This window comes from Butyrivibrio sp. FCS006 (genome assembly GCF_000424525.1).
In the GTDB taxonomy this organism is placed as follows: domain Bacteria; phylum Bacillota; class Clostridia; order Lachnospirales; family Lachnospiraceae; genus Butyrivibrio.
In genome coordinates this window covers 233,857-255,037 of record NZ_AUKB01000008.1, presented here as the reverse complement: position 1 = coordinate 255,037, position 21,181 = coordinate 233,857, and the positions used below count along the sequence as shown (strand labels likewise).

Annotated in this window: 16 protein-coding genes and 1 tRNA gene; 5 read left to right on the top strand and 12 right to left on the bottom strand. The window is 43.3% G+C overall.

What is annotated here, in order from left to right:
- The first annotated feature begins 102 nt into the window (after positions 1-102).
- Both G633_RS0101215 and G633_RS18955 read left to right on the top strand, forming a co-directional pair.
- The gene (locus G633_RS0101215) at positions 103-1,356 is read left to right on the top strand and encodes a tRNA(Met) cytidine acetate ligase (protein ID WP_022768745.1); all 1,254 of its coding nucleotides are present in this window, start codon (positions 103-105) and stop codon (positions 1,354-1,356) included.
- A 79-nt stretch (positions 1,357-1,435) separates the two neighbouring features.
- A complete protein-coding gene (locus G633_RS18955; protein WP_051199841.1) occupies positions 1,436-3,550 on the top strand; it encodes a cyclic nucleotide-binding domain-containing protein in 2,115 nt (704 codons plus the stop codon).
- Positions 3,551-3,607: 57 nt separating this feature from the next.
- On the opposite strand, the gene G633_RS0101205 is transcribed toward G633_RS18955, so the two are convergent.
- From G633_RS0101205 to G633_RS0101160, 10 genes are all read right to left on the bottom strand, one after another.
- Positions 3,608-4,351, bottom strand: a complete 744-nt coding sequence (locus G633_RS0101205) for a hypothetical protein (RefSeq protein WP_022768748.1) — start codon at positions 4,349-4,351, stop codon at positions 3,608-3,610.
- Positions 4,352-4,451: 100 nt separating this feature from the next.
- Positions 4,452-5,300: a sugar phosphate isomerase/epimerase family protein gene (locus G633_RS0101200; protein WP_022768749.1), complete on the bottom strand. Its 849-nt coding sequence runs from the start codon at positions 5,298-5,300 to the stop codon at positions 4,452-4,454.
- Positions 5,297-7,063 (bottom strand): ABC transporter ATP-binding protein, encoded by a 1,767-nt coding sequence (locus tag G633_RS0101195; RefSeq protein WP_022768751.1) that lies wholly within the window; start codon positions 7,061-7,063, stop codon positions 5,297-5,299. The genes G633_RS0101200 and G633_RS0101195 overlap by 4 nt, the downstream gene beginning before the upstream one ends.
- 11 nt (positions 7,064-7,074) lie before the next feature.
- Positions 7,075-9,033: a family 43 glycosylhydrolase gene (locus tag G633_RS0101190; protein WP_026518853.1), complete on the bottom strand. Its 1,959-nt coding sequence runs from the start codon at positions 9,031-9,033 to the stop codon at positions 7,075-7,077.
- On the bottom strand, positions 9,030-10,685 hold the full coding sequence (locus G633_RS0101185; protein WP_026518852.1) for a glycoside hydrolase family 43 protein: 1,656 nt from the start codon (positions 10,683-10,685) through the stop codon (positions 9,030-9,032). Before G633_RS0101185 ends, G633_RS0101190 begins: the two co-directional genes overlap by 4 nt.
- Positions 10,686-10,692: 7 nt before the next feature.
- Entirely contained in the window at positions 10,693-11,415 is a 723-nt protein-coding gene (locus G633_RS0101180) for a rhamnogalacturonan acetylesterase (protein WP_022768755.1), read from the bottom strand.
- Between the two features lie 75 nt (positions 11,416-11,490).
- Positions 11,491-12,357 carry a carbohydrate ABC transporter permease gene (locus G633_RS0101175; protein ID WP_022768756.1) on the bottom strand — a complete coding sequence of 289 codons (867 nt, stop codon included), beginning with the start codon at positions 12,355-12,357 and terminating at the stop codon, positions 11,491-11,493.
- Positions 12,358-12,368: 11 nt separating this feature from the next.
- Entirely contained in the window at positions 12,369-13,319 is a 951-nt protein-coding gene (locus G633_RS0101170; protein ID WP_026512504.1) for an ABC transporter permease, read from the bottom strand.
- Between the two features lie 135 nt (positions 13,320-13,454).
- Positions 13,455-15,122 (bottom strand): hypothetical protein, encoded by a 1,668-nt coding sequence (locus G633_RS0101165; RefSeq protein ID WP_022768759.1) that lies wholly within the window; start codon positions 15,120-15,122, stop codon positions 13,455-13,457.
- Between the two features lie 205 nt (positions 15,123-15,327).
- Positions 15,328-16,830 carry a UxaA family hydrolase gene (locus G633_RS0101160; protein ID WP_022768760.1) on the bottom strand — a complete coding sequence of 501 codons (1,503 nt, stop codon included), beginning with the start codon at positions 16,828-16,830 and terminating at the stop codon, positions 15,328-15,330.
- A 182-nt stretch (positions 16,831-17,012) separates the two neighbouring features.
- Between G633_RS0101160 and uxaC the strand changes: the two genes are divergently transcribed.
- Together uxaC and G633_RS0101150 are read left to right on the top strand one after the other, a co-directional pair.
- Positions 17,013-18,431: a glucuronate isomerase gene (gene uxaC, locus G633_RS0101155; protein WP_022768762.1), complete on the top strand. Its 1,419-nt coding sequence runs from the start codon at positions 17,013-17,015 to the stop codon at positions 18,429-18,431.
- A 4-nt stretch (positions 18,432-18,435) separates the two neighbouring features.
- Entirely contained in the window at positions 18,436-19,458 is a 1,023-nt protein-coding gene (locus G633_RS0101150; protein ID WP_022768763.1) for a LacI family DNA-binding transcriptional regulator, read from the top strand.
- A gap of 78 nt (positions 19,459-19,536) precedes the next feature.
- Here G633_RS0101150 and G633_RS0101145 read toward each other — a convergent pair whose 3' ends face one another.
- Together G633_RS0101145 and mscL are read right to left on the bottom strand one after the other, a co-directional pair.
- Positions 19,537-20,508 carry a bile acid:sodium symporter family protein gene (locus G633_RS0101145; protein WP_022768764.1) on the bottom strand — a complete coding sequence of 324 codons (972 nt, stop codon included), beginning with the start codon at positions 20,506-20,508 and terminating at the stop codon, positions 19,537-19,539.
- 35 nt (positions 20,509-20,543) lie between these two features.
- Entirely contained in the window at positions 20,544-21,026 is a 483-nt protein-coding gene (gene mscL, locus G633_RS0101140; RefSeq protein WP_022768766.1) for a large conductance mechanosensitive channel protein MscL, read from the bottom strand.
- A 79-nt stretch (positions 21,027-21,105) separates the two neighbouring features.
- Between mscL and G633_RS0101135 the strand changes: the two genes are divergently transcribed.
- A tRNA-Gly gene (locus G633_RS0101135) sits at positions 21,106-21,176 on the top strand.
- The last annotated feature ends 5 nt before the right edge of the window (positions 21,177-21,181 follow it).

Here is a 21,181-nt window from a genome sequence, read left to right as displayed (position 1 = left end):
AATAAGTAAAGTCAAAAAACTTCCAAATAATAATATAATTATATTATAATTTAAGGACAAGGTAAAACTTGTACAAAAATTGGAAAAACAGGTAAATTCACTATGAAAACTATCGGAATAATAGCAGAATTTAATCCATTTCACGAAGGTCATAAACACCTTATCGAAAAGTGCAAGGAAAACCTTGGTGCTGACAGAGTCGTTATCGTCATGAGCGGAGACTTTGTTCAAAGAGGCGCTCCTGCCATCGTGGACAAATACGCAAGGGCCAAAATGGCTCTCAGGAGTGGCGCCGATCTGGTACTTGAACTCCCTGTCTATTACAGCACGGGAAGCGCTGAGTACTTTGCTCAGGGTGCAGTTTCAATCTTAAACAGCCTTGGCTGTATCGACTATCTGTGCTTTGGCAGCGAACATGCTGACCTGAAAAAGCTTGATAACATCGCAAACATTCTGCACTCCGAATCGACTCTTTACAAAGAGATTCTGGAAAAAGAGCTTAAGCAGGGTAAACCCTATCCGGCAGCCAGCGCAAGTGCGCTTATGGCAGCTTTAAAAAATCAGTCCGTTGATAACAATATCGATGTGTACCGTCAGATTTTCGAATCTCCCAACAGTATTCTTGCCATTGAATACTTAAAGGCACTTAAGAAACAAAAGAGCAAAATAACCCCCTACACCATCGAGCGTATAGGACAGCCCTATCACTGCGACGATCTTGGCGGAGTTCCAAGTGCATCCGGTGTAAGAGCCAGAATCTTTACAGCCTCTGAGCGCTACACAAAGGCCAATGCTCATGAAATTTTAAGTGGTTTCATGCCGGAAGGCGCAATCCATGAGATTGCCTCCTACAGCGGTAGTTTCTTATCTTCCAACTCACTCTCAAGGCTTATGCACTATAAGCTCACCCTGGAAAAAGATAAGGGCTATACGGATTACCTTGACGTAAGCGGCGACATTTCAAATCTCATTGTCAAGAATCTCGACGGTTTTGATGATTTCAGCGGCTTTTGCTCCAAGCTAAAGAGTAAAAACCTGGTATATACAAGGATAAGCAGATCTCTTCTTCATATCCTTCTAAACATAACCAAGGAAAACATGAATGAGTACAAGAAAGGCTCTTTTACCTGCTATGCACGGGTACTGGGCCTAAAAACCGACTCCTCGGACGTCCTTGCACTCATTCATGAAAAATCAAGCATTCCTGTCATCGACAGAATAAAATATGCAGATAAACTCCTTGATCCTCTGCAGAAGAGACTCTTTGACGAGACTCTAACTGCCAGCAGCATATACAACTCTATCTCCAAGTCCTATGAGGGCTCAGAATACAGTATAAAACCTGTACTTCTCTGATATTAATCATTTGAAGTAAAGTTTTATACGTGATAACATATATGTGTATGGTCACTTATGTCAGATTCCCGGAGGCGCCATGGGTCTTATTAAGCTCGAAAAAGGTCAGATCCTTCATAAAGCCGGTAAGGATATCGTATCTACCGTGGAAGTTCTTGTTAAGGGTACTCTAAAGATTTCTAACCCTTATTCTTCCATCACGGCCGGCGTAGGAACCTTTATCGGAATCGTAGAGCATCCGGGACAGCCCTATAACTACACCATCGAAGCGATTGAAGAGTCTTCCGTCTATTCATATCCATACGAATCCATCGAGGATATTCCCAAAATTGTAAGATCAAATCCGAAGATAGCTCCTGTTCTGGCAGCTCAGTCCACTGATACTGCTGCGCGTATTTGTGCTGTTTATGACCAGCAGTTTGATGAGGTTGCTAAGGAATACGATCAGCTTATGGCTGATTACACCGACTATCCCAATCTGTGCATAAAAGTTGGCGAAGTGGTAAAAGAGTTCCCGGAGTTTGAAGCCATCATTCCTCCGGAGAGAATAAATAGTATTCCCCAGTGGGCAATTGATTTCATAAACTCCTTAAAGGAAAACGAGGAGATCATGAAAAAGAACCTCTATCCCATAAATGTGGAAATTGCCATCGGAATGATCATGAGTACCTTTAATATCTATAACACCATTTCCGAAGAGGTACTTCTTTTAAACGAATACAGAAAAACTCTTAAGAAAAGAACTACTGCCTTCAACACCACCATGACTGCCATAAAGACAAAACTCGCAGAGCTTGAAAGAGCTGAAAACGGCGAGGGTGACGGCAGCGTTAAAATTGTTAACGCGCTGGCCACTATTCTCTCCTACGCAGGTGTAAGCGGAGAAGTCGCAGGATGGTTTGAAGATCTGATATCTCAGTTTAAGGCAAATGAAAACAGATATGACTCTTCTGACGAAGCAAGGCTTCTTAGAAAGAACATACAAAATACGTTCTATGACATTTATTTGCCTGCTTTTATGAGAAGTCTTACCGACGATGACATCCCAATTGAAGTAAAGATGTTCTTTATGTTTGGCTTTGTTGATGAGGAACTTGCAGGCGAAAAAAATACAACCATCCTCTACAATATGGCCAAATCCTATACTCGCGATCCTGAAGGAAATGTCTTTACTGTTTACGAGTGGCTTAAAATGATCTTCATGAGTGAAGCTGAGCCCTCCAAGAACGAATTTGACCAGGACTGGCCCACATACTTAAGAGATCAGAAAAACAGCGGAGCAATTACTGAAGAGAGAATGGAGGCCATGTTAAATAACCCTCAGAAGAAGCTGGATTTTGAACTTCGAAATCTCTTTGCACTGGGTAACAGAATGACCTTTGGCAGAGTCACTTCTTTTGTTCCTGTATTTGATGCGCAAAACGTTCTGCGTCCGCTTGATATGGCATATATTACTGCCACAAAGATAAACGAGTATTATGAAAAGATCCGCAGCATAGACTATAGCGTATTCTGCAGACAGGCTGTTTATTCAAATCCGGAGATAGGAATCACTCAGGTTTACTACGACGAGGACATTACTCCTATCATGATTCTGATGCCCAATGTCGGAAGCAGAGCTGCTCTTTGGCAGGATATAGATGGCAAGAACAGAAGAACCAGAGCTCGTATGCTGGTATCAATCTTCAACATAGAAAACACTGAAGATGCAATGCTAAAGCTCTTTGGCGAGTTCAGATGGGAATTGTGCAAAACAGTTCAGGGTGTGCATTGGAATGATGTCACAGACCCATCCCTTACATCAATGTACTGCGACTATCTGCAGTTCTTTAAAAAGAACTCTGCTCTCTCAGCAGATAATAAGGAAAAGCTAAAGACTGACCTGAAGAAGTTTAATAACAACTTTAAACATGTCTTTATAGCAGATTACCTCTCCTACATAAAATTTGAGTCAGCCGGATCTCCAAGACTGAACAAGGTAGCAAGAGAAATCCTCTTTACCTTCTGCCCTTTCTCCAAAGAGATCAGAGATAAACTCTCGGACAATCCGCAGTACACCGAGCTCATAAATCACCACAATGCCCGAATAGGGAATATAGCAAAACCAATTTCAAATCTGATCCACAAGCTTACCAAGGAAGGCATCCATGTACCTGTCCAGATAGCAGGTCAACTCGAGCATCTCAAAAAATAAAAAATCCCTGACCACCATAACAGTGATCAGGGATTTATATGTTTTATATAACTTTAATTAGTTAAGTGCCTCAATAGCATCAATAAGTGCGTCTGTTGAATCCTCGTTGAAGCATGTTGCTGCAAAAGCAAGCATGTAGTCACCCTTCTGAAGGTTAACCATCTCGTTGTGGAATTCAACACCGTTGAAATCACCGTTCATCTTAAGGACCTTGTGAGTCTCACCTGCAATTTCTCTCTCAACAATCTCTGTTGTGATGTTTGAGATACCCTGAGCCTCAAGAGCACTCTGTGCCTGAGAAATGCTTGCGTTAAGAACTGCCTCCTCATCAAGGATAGCGTTAGCAAGTGTAGCATTTGACTGAGCTGTTACATTTACGTTGCAAAGGCCTGTTGCATTCTGTGCATATGCAACGATTGTTGCCGTACCTTCCTCAATAGCCTTTGTAGCAAGCTTGTTGTCAGAAAGCATATCAGTTGTCATACCTGTGATCTGAGCAAGTGTCTCATCATCAACAAATGAATATCCATCAAGAAGGTTGAGCTTAACACCAAAGTACTCGTTTACATAAGCGTTGCCCTCAACTGTACCGATTGAAAACTCGCCATCAGCTTCTTTTGTGCTCTCCTCTGTTGTAGTCTCTGCTGCTTCTTCTACAGATGCTTCCTCAGTAGCAGCCTCTGTAGCTTCCTCTACAGTAGCCTCTGCTACAGGCTCCTCTACCTGAGCGCTCTTACCACATGCTGAAAGCGCCATTACCATTGTCATTGTCATTACCACTGCAATAAATTTTCTTTTCATAATTCTCTCCTCTAAAATACAATTATTGCTTAAAATACAACCTTGAATAACTTAACAGATGTGGTGATTTTCATCAATGAACAATTTTACCAAAGATATTTCATCTATTGTAATATTTTTCTATCACAGATTCAATGCATTTTCTTGATTCTACGGCTGTTTCCGGCTTAGTATCCTCAAGGGTTGCATGAATAAAGGGCTTGTTTTCAAGAGCAAACTTCACTATCTGAGTGTAATCCATATCTCCAAAGCCGCATCCTACGCTCTTTACCTTGTCCCCTTCAAGAAGACAATCCTTTAAATGGATCATGGCAACGTCTTTTCCGATAAGATCGATTGCTTCAGCTATAACTTCATCTCTCTGTTCATAATTGTCAGTCCAGATAAGATTTACAGGATCAAATATGATCTTAAGATTCGGAGAGCCGATACGATCAAGGACTTCTCTGGCTCTTTTGCCGTCATATACTATGTGCCTGTAAACAGGCTCAATTGCAAGGATCACTCCACATTTCTCGGCGCAGTCAATAACAGGGCGCAGGTTCGTAATAAAGGTCTCCAGCGCCTCTTTTGAGTGACAGGCCTCCTTGTCATAGACATAACCCTCATTTGGCGCACCGGTCTCTGTTCCAACCATTCCGCAGCCGGCAATGGATGCAAAGCGAAGGTGTGCGTAGTACTTCTCCTGAATCTCGGAGAGCTTCTCGGCATTTGGGTTTGCCAGGTTTAAGTAGCAGCCAAGAACAGCCATATCAAGATCAGCCTTTCTTAAGGCATTCTTCAGATACATGGCATATCCGGGTGTCAGAGCATTTGTATCTGCCGTAAATCCCGGGACCTTGGAAAGCGCTAAGTGGATGCAGGAAAAGCCCTGGTCCTTAACCTCCTTTAATCTCTCCTCAAAAGGAAGTTCTCTGGTGTCATGAAATCTAATTCCAAGCTGTATCATCTTGTCATCTCCATTCTATAGAATATACCTCTTTTTTCCATCAGTTCCTTTGCAGTACCACACTCTGCCACGGTTCCGGCATCTATAACCACTATCTTGTCTGCCTTCTCTATCGTGGCCAGTTTGTGGGCAACTATAAATGTCGTGCACTTATCCGACATATTTTCAAGAGCGTAGGTTACCTCTTTTTCAGAGAGCGCATCCAGGGCCGATGTAGCCTCGTCAAGGATGATCACCTTAGGGTGTCTGATAAGAGCTCTTGCGATTGATATCCTCTGCTTCTGACCGCCGGAGAGCTTATCGCCGTGTTCGCCCACCTTGGTATCAAGCCCAGCCGGGAGCTTGTCAATTACGCTCCTAAGACCTGACTCATCAATTACTCTGGAAAGCTCCTCCTCAGTCACATCACTGGTTCCGTATAAAATATTATCCCTGATGCTACCGGAGAACAGGATTGTGTTCTGGGGCACAACAGCCAGATTCTTTCGATAGCTCTGAAGGTTGACCTTGCTGATATCCTTATCGTCAACCAGGATACGTCCGCTTGACGGAAGTCCAAAGCCCACCAGGAGGTTCATTATGGTGGATTTGCCGGCTCCCGACTCACCCACAAAGGCCACCGTCTCACCCGGTTCAACATGCAGGTTTATGTTGTGAACAATCTCTTCAGTGCTGTCAGGATATGAATATCCCACATTCTCAAAGGTGAACTCACCCGTTATCTCTCCGATTTCTTCCTTGTCTGAGCTGTCCTCAACGTGCTCAAACTCCAGGATTTCCCCGATACTTGATACGGACTCAAGACCCTTTGATATAACAGGAAGCAGTGTCAAAAGAGATGATACCTGTCCCACAATTGATGTGAAGTAGCTCTGGTACAGCACCACATCTCCGACCTGTACTCTTCCTTTTACAGCAAGTATTGATGTAAACGCAAGGCACAGAACCTGGAAAATCTGGAAAAACGCCCAGCTCACAGCTCCGAAATTACCCTGAATGATATCAAGGTTGTATCCGGCCTGTGCAATGAGATCCACCTGTGTATCCATTCTTACGATTTCCTCATCCTCTAAGGCGTGAGCTCTTGTTACGGGCACCAGCTGAACCATCTCCATGACCTTGGCTGAGGTCTCTTCCATCTCTTTTCTGAACCTCTGGTTGTGCTTTTTGATAGGCTTTTTAAAAGTCACCACCAAAACTGCCGCAAGAGGCACCATGAACAGGAAGAAGAAAAATACCACGATACTCTTTGTTATGGTAACCGTAAGAGCTACGGACATATTGATCACGATATTGATGAGGGAGACAAATATCTGGTCTGACAAAGTCTCCACCGCTTCAACATCCCTTATAACCTTGGACTGAAGCCTGCCTGATAGCATATCCTTCTGATGAGGAATGGACATGACCTGTATCTTGTGGACCAGAGCGCTCCTAAGTCCTGCCTCCACCTTCCTAACTGACTTACTCCTGAAGTGTATGTGCAGATAGTTCATCGGGACATTCAGGATAAGGAGAAATACCATAAGCACAATGTTGAAAATGATCAGAGTTACTACATTAGGATCATGATCAGTTACCGCATTTATGATATTTGCAGTCACAATGGGAAGTATCCACACCGGGCTGTGCTTTATCACATAAAACACGGTAGATAGCAAAAAGTTATGGTACATTCCCTTATAGAACCCAATCAGAGTCATCAGGGGATTTCCCTTATGTCTTTCATAGCTGTCAAAATAGACGTCTGTATCTAATTTCATCGATATTCCTCTTACATCTCCTTAAACATATCATCTCTGAAGGAAACAATCATCTCATTTGCGCCTGAAAAAGCATACATTCCGACCATTGCTCCGGTAAATCTCTTGCCCCTGTCAAGGCCTTCGTCGCACAGATAAAAGACATTGTCCAGTGTTGCAAAGTGTCTTCTGTCGCCTTCTTCGTTCAAGCAATACGAAAGCTCTCTTCTTAGATGATCTGTATCCATATATAGCCTTATAGATTCTGCTGTACCTTCAAGTGGCTCTTTTGACAAAAGAGCTCTGTCCTCATCTCCAATGTGCTCGTTAACATATAGATATCGCCTTCCCTCTTTCCTTGTGATTCCAAATTCAAAGAAAGTGTTCTCATCATAGTATCCGCAAATTCCGGCGCTCTGTCCATCCTTAATATCCGGAATATCCATTGAAACCGAATATGAAAAGACTAAACTACTCTGCCTTCTTAAAACTATGTTCCTGCTATCTACGCTTGAAAGAGGCGCTCTGCTTCCCTTAATTTGGAACTTCCTCTCATCAGAACTGCAAACAACTTCGCCATCCTCAAAGGGACGGGGAGTCATATATTCCATGTAAAGCCCGCAAGGGGATATTCGCACTCTTTTGCCATTATCGGCTTCTGCATCTGAATCTGTATCCATCTCAGGAAATGGTTTGACCTGCATAGCAGACGGTCCCTTAAGATCATTTACTATAGGCCATCCGTCAGGCGTCCAGGTCACGGGATCGATTGCCGTCTCCCTTCCAAGAATACTGTACCTGCCATCCAGTGCTCTTCCGCAGAGATAGACCATAAACCATCTGCCGTCCTGAGTCTCTACCAGGTCCCCGTGTCCGCATCTCTGAATTGCAGCAGTTTCGTCTTTCTGCCTCATTATTGGATTGTAGGGGCATCTTTCATAGACGCCGAAGAGCTCTTTTGACCTGGACACAGTAACCCTGTGGCCCGGGCCCGTACCACCCTCAGCCTCAAGCAGGTAGTAATATCCGTCCTTCTTGTATAGATGAGGCCCTTCGGGAGCTCTTTTATGGTCTCCGTAGTAAAGAAGCTGAGCATCGGAAATCTTCTTCGTTCCGGATTTATCCAGCTCGAAGATCCTCGCTCCACGGTTTAGGAGCATATATCTCCTGCCGTCATCATCATTAAAGATACTTGGATCGATTCCATCTTCATCAATGAAAACAGGCTCGGTGTAAGGGCCTTCCGGCTTATCAGAGCTTACAACAATCTGCCTTCTGTAAGTGGGCGGAACGTCATTTAGCCTGTAGGTCGCCGTTATGTAAAATCTTCCCTCGTAGTAGGAAATATCAGGAGCCCAGTAGCCCCTTCCGCCTTCAAGTTCATCAAGATGTGCCCAGTCAGGGTTTGTTATGGCATGTCCTATTATCTCCCAATGAATAAGGTCTCTCGAATGAGAGATCGGAATACAGGGAAAAAAGATGAAGGAAGAGTTGACCATATAGTAGTCAGAGCCAACTCTTACAATTGACGGATCCGGGTAAAAACCACGTCTTATGGGATTGTGATAATAATCCTCATATTTATGGCCAAATTGATTCTCTAAGTAATTCTCGATATTTATATATCCTAAAGCCAATGAATCCTCGGGATATTCTTCATACATATTCTCATAGCTCTGTCTAAGATCATGTACAATATCCCATGGTGTTACAAGGTCTGAATCTCCCTCAAGAGGGTCCATACCACATCTCTCAACCAGGTATTTAAACACCTCTAAATCACCGGATTCAGCGCCAAAGTGAAGCACATTCCTGTGTTCATCATCGTACTCATTAAGGCTGATCCTGGAGTATTCAACAAGGTATTTAAGGATGTCCAGATTCCCGAGCTTTGCAGCTTCAAACAGAGCCTCCTTACTTACTTTCGAAGGCTCGTTTATCAATATCTCTTTTAATCTGTCAAGGTCATCATGCCTTATCGCATCAATCATTGTAGCTCCTCTACAATAAAATTCTTAAAGTCAGCGTGTCCGTGATCTTTGTTGTTACCACCAAGAGACAGGGCGAATATTCCGAGCTTTGCCCCTACCCAGGTGTGATCCGAAGGCGTGTAATCTATGCCAAGATCAAACATCTTTACTCCATCAAAGGAAATACAGACCTTGAGTTTCATGTCTTCTGCTTCCGGGCTATGAGTAACGTTCTGAAAATAAGTATCTGCTCCGGTGAAGGTCATAACCCATTTGATGTTTTTGAGAGCGTCCTCCAAAGAAAGTTCGCTGTCTTTTACATAGTTTTCAAAGAGTTCCGAAAGGTCTGTCGCCTCACTCTTGTGCGTATCATCTCCCTCAGAGTGAATGGTCCTTACATAATATTTACCGGCAATATCTTTCTCTATAAAAGCTGCAACGTACTGACCGCCTGTCATGCAGACGCCCGCTCTTTCTCCCGGCAAAAGCCCTGATGCATCCATTTCAGCTTCTGCCCTAAAGGAAGGGTAAATCAGCTTCTGCGTAAGAACATTGCTGCTCCTCCACAGAACCGGCACCTCATCATGAGACGGATTTTGGCAAAAGAGCCTTAAGCCGCCTCTGCATGCACCGTCTTCATCTGTTACACTTCCATAAAAGCTATCATCGTGATCACCCATCCATTGCCACGAAAGATTTGGTTTACCGTCCTTAAAATCATCTGACCCTTCAAGATATACGGGCTCTTCGCTTGTAATAACAGGCTTATCCAGCTCAAAGGCCGGCTCTCCAACTCCGTTTTCATCAGGATTTATTCCGATAACAGGCCATCCGCCCTTCCAGCATACCGGCTGAAGATGACATATCCTTCCATAGAGTCCTCTGTCCTGGAAATGAAGGAAATACTCTTTTCCATCCGGAGTATCAATAAGACCTCCCTGGTGAGGGCCGTTGATAACAGTGCCGCCCTGAGCCATCACAGTCTTTATCTCATAGGGGCCGTGAATGTCTTTTGACCTGAGTGCAACCTGATAGCCTTCCCTTACACCTCCGGCCGGAGCAAGGATATAGTAAAATCCATCCCTTTTATAAACCTTGGGACCTTCTATGGTCACTGCCGGGTGAGATGGATCATTTCCATCAAACACAAAGTGATCTTCAGTTATGGCACTTAGTCCGTCAGGACTCATCTCGAATATACCGAGAATGCTCTTAAAGCCGATTCTGGACTTGGCATATCCGTGAATGATATAAGCTCTTCCATCCTCATCCCAGAACGGGCATGGGTCAATAAGACCTTTCCCTTTAAGGACAAGAACAGGCTCTTCCCACTCTCCCAATGGGTCTTTTGTCCTTACTACGTAGTAGCCTTCATCCGGCATTCCGTAGTAGATGTAGAACATTCCCTCATGGAATCTGATGGCAGGCGCCCAGACGCCTTCTGAGTGCCTCGGTATCTTAAATCTCTCCTGCCCAATATTTTTAAGGGCATAGTTAACCAGCCTCCAGTTCACAAGGTCTTTTGACACAAGGATTGGAAGCCCAGGCGTGTAATTAAAGCTGCTGGCAGTCATATAAAATATGTCTCCAACCCTTATTACATCAGGGTCAGAGTAATCTGCAAACAGCACAGGATTTCTGAATTTATCACCAAGATCAGAATAAGTTTTCATGTCTTTATCATCCGTTTATCTCAATATTCGTAGTCTCTTTATTAAGCTCCTCATCTGCAAGGAGGGAGGCATAAACACCGCCAAGATCCTTAAGTCCCTTAGCTATCATGCCTGCATAGAGCATTGCTCCTTCGTACTTTAAATGGGAGTTATCTATCTTACCCTCAGGAGCCCAAGATGCCTCTCCCGGTGCAAGATTCATATAGTACTTCTTTGTAGCCTCATCACCTGTCTTAGTTAAAAAGTCCCTGCTCATGGTAAAAAGATCCACAACCGGAACATCAAATTTTTCAGCAGCTTCTTTCATCCCCTTTACATACTCAGTGTGTTCGGAGGGCTTAAGTGCGCCATTTTCATCAAACAGCCTTCTTTCAACCGAGGTAATGAAAACAGGATATGCGCCTTTATTTCTGGCTACATTCACATACTTGCCAAGGTTGACAATAAACTCCCCATGGGGATCTGTATATCTGGAAGGGTCATTTTTCTTTTCATCATTGTGTCCGAACTGGATAAAAAGAAAATCTCCCTCTGTGATCTCATCATAAATCGGCGCAAGGCGTGATTCATCTATAAAGCTCTTGGTGCTCCTTCCGTTTACTGCTCTGTTGCATACACAGACATCCATGGCAGTGAACCTGTCAAAAGCCTGTCCTATCCCTGTTTGGGGATAAGTTGATGCCTTGTTGGTAGCTACCGTCGAATCTCCTGCCCAGAAAATATGTCTCATCTTTCTACTCCTTTAAAAACAGCCGTCCAAGCAAAAAACCTGGACGGCCTGTTAAAATGATTATCTGATTTAATATTACTCTTTTACAGCTCCTACGTTAACGCCCTTAACGAAGTACTTCTGAAGGAAAGGATACAGAAGCATGAAAGGAAGGATTGCACAAACGATGGCTGAATAGTACAGAGTACTCTGTGATACCTTATAAGCCGTCGTCGGCGTATCTCCGTCCATGACCATAACTCTCAGGATGTACTGGAAGTTAACCTGATCACGGTTTGTGATGTAGATCTGAACTGTTGAATAGTCGTTCCATACAGTTACGGCAAACATCAGACCGATTGAAGCAAGGGCTGCCTTAGAAAGAGGAAGCACGATCTTGAAGAAGATACCCATTGGTGAGCATCCGTCAATCTTAGCTGCTTCAAAAAGTGATCCCGGTATTCCTTCAAAGAAGTTACGCATAAGAACCAGGTTGTAAACATTCATACCATGCTTAACAACAAGGATCCACATCTTGTTAAGAAGGCCAAGCTGTTTCATAACCAAGTACTCAGGGATCATACCACCTGAGAAGATCATGGTGAAGAGAAGGAAGTATGCAAAAAGTGTTCTTCCGGGCATCTCGTACTGTGAAAGTACATATCCACCAAGGGTTGACATTACAAGACCAAGCAGTGTTCCAAGAATTGTTGTAACAACTGAATTAACGAATGGCTTGTAAAGCTTAGCTGTGTGAAGGATTGTACGATATCCGTCAAGTGTTGGCTGATTCGGGAAAAACTGGAATTTGTAAACACCAACGGCGTTGAAGGAATCAACAACAACCTTCCAGATTGGGAACAGAACTATAAGTCCCAACAAAATAAATACTATGTAATTTACTACGTCAAATGTATCGGTCTTTTTCTTACGACCTGCACCAAATTCTACTCTCTTTGCCATCGTAAGCCTCCTTAAATAATTCCGCGGCCGCGGACTTTCTTGCTGGCCCAGTTACAAATAAGTACCAGTGCGCATCCAACCAGTGACTTGAAAAGACCTACCGCTGTTGTGTAACCATAGTTAGGAATAGCTGTCATGAAGGTCTTACGATAGATGTATGTTGAAATTACATCCGAAACAGCAAATACTCGGTTGTTGTACATAACGAATACTGACTCAAAGAGGTTAAGAACCTTAGCCAGATTCAGGATAAGTACGATGATTACTGTGTTGAGAAGTTCAGGTACTGTTACATACCAGATCTTCTGAAGTCTTGTAGCACCATCGATATCTGCTGCTTCATAGAGCTCGGGGTTAATTCCTGAAAGCGTTGCCAGGAAGATAACGGTTCCCCATCCTGTCTCCTTCCAGATATTTACCAGATAGTAAACAGGTCGCCAGAGCGTGAGCTCATGCATGAAATCAATACTCTCTTTTATCAGTCCCCAACTCTTAAGTGTTTCATTTACGAAACCTGTTGAAGAAGTTGAAAGGAAAAGTGTGAAGATAGCTGCTGTAACTGTCCATGACATGAAATGTGGCAGGTAGATAACTGTCTGCAATACTTTCTTGGCAAACAGGTTTGCCATCTCATTGATGAACACAGATACAATAACCGCAGTACCTGTGGTGATCAGCAGCTTGATGATAGAAAGCTGTAGTGTATTAAAAAAGGCTTTCCAGAAATCAGCATCTGAGAACATCTTCTCAAAATGTTTAAAGCCTACCGGTTCCAATTTCTTAAGTGTGTAATCATAGAAAGCATATCTTACGCCAAGCATTGGCCAATAGTAGATAATAAGAACATAGATAACTACAGGAAGAAACATAAGATAAAAACCTCTGTGGTTCCATATACGCATTCCCAAAGGCTTTTTATTTAAAGTTTGTCCTGTGGATGTAACCTTCTGTGTTTTGCTCATTTTACTGCCCCATTCATATTTATACTTGTTGATTGTGGTAAAGGAAAGGATCTCTTTAAGGTTCTGCATGGGCACCCGGATGGATGCCCATACAGTTTATAGATAGTTTAAAAGAATTGGTTTTGAAAAAAGAAATTACTGTGCGTTAAGCTCGTCAAGGATCTCTGTGATTGTATCGCCCCACTTAGCCTGGTACTCAGCGATAGCATCCTCTGCGCTCTTCTTACCTGCAACAACTTCGTTCATAAGAGTTGTCTTATCTGTTGCAAGATCAGCCTCAACCTCTGTGAGGATCTCTGATGAAGGTGACTGAGGAGCGTCTACGCAGTTCTCTGTGAAGAACTTGTTACCAGCCTGTACAAGCTCGTCGTTATCTACGAAACCGTTTGTAAGAGGAGCAATAACAAGTACTGGATCAAGGTGATTCTTCTTCCATACAGAGTTAGGGTCGTTAGGAGACTGCTTAAGGTGGAACTGACCTTCCTCGTACTCATAATCTTTCTTCTTGTCAGGATCATCAGGGTTAGTTGTGAATGACTCTGCGTGTGTTGACCAGTGAACATCCTCAGCACCATATGTCCAAAGTGTCTGAACCTTGTCACCGTCAAGCATTGTCTCAAGGAGTGCATCGAAGATAGCCTGCTCACGAGAGTTGTCTCCGTCGCCATCATCTGTGATTACCCATACAGGAGCCTCACGGTTGATGTATCCGCCCCATGTATCCTTGATCTCCTTGATAGGAGGAAGCTGTACAAGTCTGTCATCGCCAAGATCTGTATCAACGTCGTTCTTGTCAAGGTTATCTGTAAGAGTTCTAAGCCATGTGCCAGCCCAGTAAGTGAATACACCTTCTGATGTTGTCTGGTCATTTGAGAACCATTTCTCACGTGCTGTCTTTGTTGAAGCTTCCTCAGTATCCTTATCGATTACGCCATCAGCGTAGCCCTGAGCAAGTCTTGTAAGAGCATCGATTGTAGCCTGCTCCTGGAATCCGTCAACCCACTGTCCGTCCTTCTGGTAGATAGCTGGGTAAGCACCCTGCCAGAACTCAGGCATGTAGTTGATGTATGGAGCCTCGTCAAGCTTACCGAATCCTGCTGCGATAACACCTGTCTGGCCATCCTTTGTGAAAGCCTTGAGCATGTTGTAGTAGTCATCGAATGTCTTGATGTCATCAACCTTAAGTCCTGCAGCATCGAGCCATGACTGCTTGATGTATGTAACACATCCGTTACCATATGTAGGAGCGAAAGCGTAAAGCTCTCCGTTTGCAGTCTTCATGTTCTCGTTGATTGAAGGAAGTGTGATCCTTGACTGGAACTCTGCGTTTGCATAAGCATCAGCCATGTTCCAAAGGATACCTGTGTTCTGATACTGCTTGAACATTGTAGCGCTCATGATAAGAGCATCAGGATACTGTCCGTCACCGGGCTGTCCTGTTGTAAGGAGCTGAGCTACATTGTCCTTGTAACCTGAGTGCTCAGGCTGGTTGATGTGAAGCTTGATGTCATGACCAATCTTCTCTGAAACAGCTGCTTCCCACTGCTCGATGAAAGCATCCTGTCCGTTATCAACGTTTGCTGTAAGTGTTCCGTCTACTGTGATGTAGAGGTCTGTGAGCTCATACTCACCTGCCTCAGCTGTCTCAGCTGTCTCTGTTGTAGCTGTAGCATCAGTTGTCTGAGCTGCTGTGTCAGTGCTCTGGCCGCCGTCTGTTGTTGCAGGTGCTGATTCTGATCCGCATGCTGCAAGAGAAGCAACCATTGCTGTTGAAAGAATTAATGATAAGACTTTCTTTTTCATTTAATTTGTTCCTCCCAATTTGATTTTTGAAAATTAAATGTAAGCACTTTCATTTGCTTGTAACTGTACTTTATCATGTATCGCAATCCTTTGCAAGTACAAATTTTGTAAGATTTGTAACAATCTCCTCAGTTTTTTGTCGAAAGTAGCATTTATACGCCAATTTTGGAAAGTGCTTACATGTAAAAATTTACAAAAAATTTCTTTAAAGTGTTACTCCTCTTTTCCATATTGCCATATCATGGAAACCTGCCAGTTCACTTTTAAGCTTTTCACCTGATGCTGTTCTTACAATCTTGTCAAAGAGTTCATCAGTGAGGTCCTCAAAGGTTTCTCCGTCTAATATACGGCCTGCACAAAAGTCGATCCAATTGCCCTTCTTCTGAGCAATGGTATTGTTGCTGGCTATTTTCATAGTAGGAACGGGACATGCAAAAGGTGTTCCTCTTCCTGTTGTAAAGAGCACAATCTGAGCTCCTGCACTGGCAAGGGCTGTTGCTGCACAGAGGTCATTGCCGGGTGCGCACAAAAGGTTGAGTCCTGTCGTCTCAGTTCTCTCACCATATTCCATAACATTCATTACAGGATAATCGCCGGACTTCTGTGTGCATCCAAGGGACTTATCCTCAAGTGTTGTAATTCCGCCCGCCTTATTTCCGGGAGATGGATTCTCATATATAGGCTCGCCCTGCTTGGTGAAGTACTCTTTGAAGCCGTTGATCATATTGACGGTATCTTCAAAGGTCTTTTCATCCTTACATCTATTCATAAGAATAGTCTCTGCTCCGAACATCTCAGGAACCTCAGTCAGGATGCTGGTTCCTCCATACTCTATAATGCGGTCTGAAATCCTGCCCACAAGAGGATTGGCTGTGATTCCGGAAAAGCCGTCGCTTCCGCCGCACTTAAGTCCGATTATGAGCTTTGAAAGATCAGCATCTGTTCTTTCATCAGCTGATGCTGTGTCTATAAGCTCTTTTAACAGATTAAGTCCGTCCTCCATCTCGTCGTCTGACTTCTGGCATACCAGGAACTTAACTCTGTCCTTGTCATACTCTCCTATATAAGGCATCAACACATCGATATTGCTGTTCTCGCAGCCAAGGCCAAGAACAAGCACTCCGCCTGCGTTTGGATGTTTAATAAGGTCTGCAAGAATTGTTCTTGTGTGCTCCTGATCGTCTCCTGTCTGAGAGCATCCGTAATTATGTGTAAAAGCAACTACTTCATCAATACTTCCCTTAATATAGGAATTAGCCTGCTTGGCAAGAGCTGTTGCAATGTTGTTTACACAGCCGACTGTGGGAATGATCCATATTTCATTTCTTATGCCTACTCTGCCATCACCCCTTACAAAGCCCTTAAATGTGCCCTTTCTCGTGCCCATCTTGGCCTCTTTGGCAGGAACATACTCAGGATCGGGCTGATACTTATAATCAAGGATTCCCTCAAGATTAGTCTTGATATCATGTGTGTGAACCCATCTGCCTGTGCTTATCGCTTCTGTAGCATGTCCGATGGCGTATCCGTATTTCACAATGTCTTTTCCGTCATCAATGTCCTTAACAGCCATCTTGTGGCCTGCAGGAATATCTTCCAAAGCCTCTACCGCTCTGCCATCTCCAAGAGTTACGCTCTCGCCTTTCTTTAATTCTTCAAGGCATACAACCACATTGTCCTGGGGATGAATCTGTAAAAATCTGCCCATTTGTAACCTACCCTTCTTGTGTTTTGAAAAAATGTTGTAAGCGTTTACAATAAAATCATATATTTAACTAAATCAAACGTCAACAAATTTTTCTATTGTAATTGCCGTGGCTGTCTTGTATAATCAATTTGAAAAAAATTATGAAAATGCTTTCATAATTGAAAGGTTTGGAGGGTATACAAATGAAAAGATTTATGGACGAAGATTTCCTTCTGCAGTCTGAATCTGCCAAGAAACTGTACCATGATTATTCAGAGAACATGCCCATTCTTGACTATCACTGTCACATCAGTCCAAGAGAGATAGCCGAGGATCGTCATTTCGACACAATCACACAGGTATGGCTCGGAGGAGATCACTACAAATGGCGCATGATGCGTTCTTTCGGGGTTGATGAGAAGTTTATTACAGGAGATGCTTCTGATAAGGATAAATTTCTTATGTTCGCAAAGTGCCTTGAGAAGTCGGTAGGACACCCGCTTCATCACTGGGCACATCTTGAACTTCGTAAATATTTCGGTTACCAGGGCGTTCTTAATTCAAAGACCGCCGAGGAAGTTTATGATCTTTGCAACAAGGTTCTTCAGGACCCTGCAACAAGCGTAAGATCACTTATCAAGGCTTCAGGTGTAACTCTTATCTGCACAACAGATGATCCTGTTGATACTCTTGAGTGGCACGACAAGATTAAAGAAGATCCAACTTTTGATGTTAAGGTTCTTCCTGCATGGAGACCTGACAAGGCTAAGAATATCACTAAGCCTGAGTTTACTGATTATCTTAAGGCTCTTTCAGATGTAAGCGGAGTTAAGATCGACTCTTTCGCTTCACTTAAGGAAGCTCTTAAGGTAAGACTTGATTACTTTGCTTCAAAGGGCTGCACAGTTACAGACCACGCCCTTGAATATGTTATGTACTACCCTGCTTCTGACGAAGAAGTTGAGGCAATCTTTGCAAAGCGCCTTGCCGGATCAGAACTTACCAAAGAGGAAGATCTGAAGTTCCAGACAGCATTCATGCTCTTTGAAGGTGAAGAGATTGCAAAGAGAGACTGGGTAATGCAGCTTCACTTCGGATGCAAGAGAGACAACAACACTCCTATGTTCGAGAAGCTCGGTCCCGATACAGGATACGATTCAATCGATGCTTACTATCCTATGGGTGAGATGGCAGATTTCCTCAATGCCCTTCATGTAAAGAATTCTCTTCCTAAGACAATTCTCTACTCACTTAACCCTAACGATAACAAGATCATCAACACTATGCTCAACTGCTTCAACGAAGGTCCTGCAGTTGCCAAGATCCAGCAGGGAAGCGCATGGTGGTTCAATGACAGCAAGTTCGGTATGGAGGAGCAGCTCAGATGCGTTGCTGAATCCAGCAATCTCTCAGGCTTTGTAGGAATGCTTACAGACTCAAGAAGCTTTACTTCCTATACAAGACATGAGTACTTCAGAAGAATCCTTTGTAATTATTTGGGATCTCTTGTTGAAAATGGTGAATATCCTTCAGAGGACCTTGATATTCTCGGTGAAATTGTAAAAGATATCTCTTATAATAATGCAGTTAGATATTTCAAATTCCCGTTAGAAGAAAGATAACTTTATGAGCAACCAGATGACAATATATGACATTTCCAAGAAGGCAGGGGTTTCAATTGCCACAGTATCCCGTGTACTTAACGGATCCACCAATGTTAAGCCCCGCACTCGCAAGAAAGTCATGGACATAATTGAACAATATGGCTATAAGCCCAATGCTTTTGCCAGAGGACTTGGTCTTAATTCCATGAAGACCATTGGTATTCTCTGTGCCGATGCATCCGATCTGTACCTTGCCAAGGCCATCTACTACATAGAGCAGAAGCTCCGTGAGAACGGATATCACTCAGTTCTTTGTTGTACAGGTTATGAGGTTGAGACCAAGAAAGAGTCGGTTAATCTCCTCTTGTCCCAGCATGTAGATGCGATTGTCATGATAGGCTCCAACTTTATCATGAACACTTCCGAGGATAACCAGTACATTAAGGAGGCAGCTGCAACTGTGCCTATCATGCTCCTTAACGCGGACTTTGACTGTAACAATGTTTACTGCACTCTCTGCGATGATTACAAGGCAACACAGGATGCAACAGAGCAGCTTATTAACGGCGGAGCCAAGGATATCCTTTATCTCTACAACAGTAACTCCTACTCAGGTCTTAAGAAGCTGGCAGGATTCCAGAACGCCCTTCTTACACATGACATTCCGCTCAAGAAGCAGCTCATGCAGTGCTTTAAGGGAAGTCACGAGGACATAGATGGTGTTAAGGGCTTTGTAGAGAGCCTTCACGCCAAGGGTCTTAAGTTCGATGCCATCGTAACAAGTGATGACTTTTTGGCAGTAGGTTCCATGAACTTTGCCAGAGCTAATCACATCAAGGTTCCTTCAGAGCTTCAGGTTATAGGATACAACAATTCAATCCTCTCCCACTGCTCTGAGCCGGAGCTCTCCTCAATCGATAACAGACTTGAGGATATGTGCATTCAGCTTGTTAAGACACTTATCGGAACCCTGACTCAGAATGAGATGCCACAGAAGACCATCTTCTCAGGCGAACTTATCAAGAGAGGTTCAACCAGGATTTAACTACTTTCTATATACATTTAAAAACAACCGGTAAATGAGGCCATGCTCATTTACCGGTTGTTTGATTTATTTGATCTGTTAAGCGCCTTTCTCCTCTTTCAGAAAGTTGTCAGACTGCTTATCTTTATCCTCCAGTCTTCTGTAAATATTAGCTAAAAGCGCTCCTGATATGTTGTGCCATACAGAGAAGATTGCTCCGGGCACTGTTGCCATTGCAAGGTCAGGGAAAGCTGATCCAGCAAGGGATGTTGCGAGACCTGAATTCTGCATTCCAATCTCGATAGAGAGTGCTTTCTTTTTGGACATTGGAAGCTTGAGTACAAGTCCAAGCGCAAATCCTACAACATATCCGAGAACATTGTGAAGGATAACTACTACAAATACGATAGCTCCTGTTTCAAGGATTCTCTCAGCATTGTGAGAAACAACCGCTGCAACAATAAGTGTTATTGCAACTACAGAAATAAGCGGAAGTACATCTGATACTTTTTCTGTATATTTGCTCCAGAATCTGTTAATGATAAAGCCCAGCGCAATGGGGATGATAACTACCTTGATGATTGAAAGGAACATGCTCAGCACATCCACTGATACTGTTGTCTTTAACAAAAGGTATGTAATAGCAGGTGTAAGAAGTGGTGCCAGGAGCGTGTTGACACTGGTCATTCCTACTGAAAGGGCTACATCTCCCTTACTCAGATATGTCATTACATTGCTCGCTGTTCCGCCCGGACAGGTTCCTACAAGGATTACTCCGGCCAGAAGACCTGTCTCAAGGCCGAATATCTTACCAAGTGCAAATGCCAGAAGAGGCATTATGGTAAACTGTGCAATACAACCGATAATGATATCTTTTGGACGTTTGAAGACTACTGCGAAATCGCCAAACTTCAAAGTAAGTCCCATTCCAAACATTACAACCATAAGCAGGTAGTTGATCCATGATGTCTGTATCCACAGGCATGACTTTGGTACAAAAAGTGCCAGAGCTGCAACTACGAGAACAATTATTGCCATATACTTTCCAACAAAGTCACTAATCCTTTTCATATTCAGTTTTCCTTCCTCACATAGATGACTGTTAATTAAAGTTCAGATGTGCAGTGAGGGCATCTTGTTGCCTCAATGTTGATCTCACTCTTACAACGTGGGCAGATCTTAGTTGTAGCAGGTGCTTCTGCTTCTTCCTTTTCAAATCTTGCTGCTATCTTATTCATGGATTTTACAAGGCAGAAGATTACAAGTGCCATGAGAATAAAGTTGATGATTACTGTAATGAATGTACCGTAGTTAAGTGTAGCTGCTCCGGCCTCTTTTGCTGCCTCGAGGGTGGCATATGAACTGCCATCAAGAGAAACAAACATGTTGTTGAAGTCAATTCCACCGGTAAGTAAGCTGATGATCGGCATGATGATGTCATCAACCAGTGATGAAATGATCTTCTGGAAAGCTCCGCCAATGATAACACCGACTGCCATATCCATCACGTTTCCACGCATGATGAACTCACGAAATTCGGCCGCAAAGCCCTTGCCTTTGCCGGCCACGTTTTTGATCTTTTCTGTCATATCCTTTTACCTCCACAAAATATTTTTCATACTCTTGAAATTATAGCACAGAATGCCTAAAATAAAATAGTTGGAAGGCGCAGGATTAGTACATCGGTAGTATGTCAGCTTCCCAAGCTGAAGAGGCGGGTTCGATTCCCGTATCCTGCTTAAGT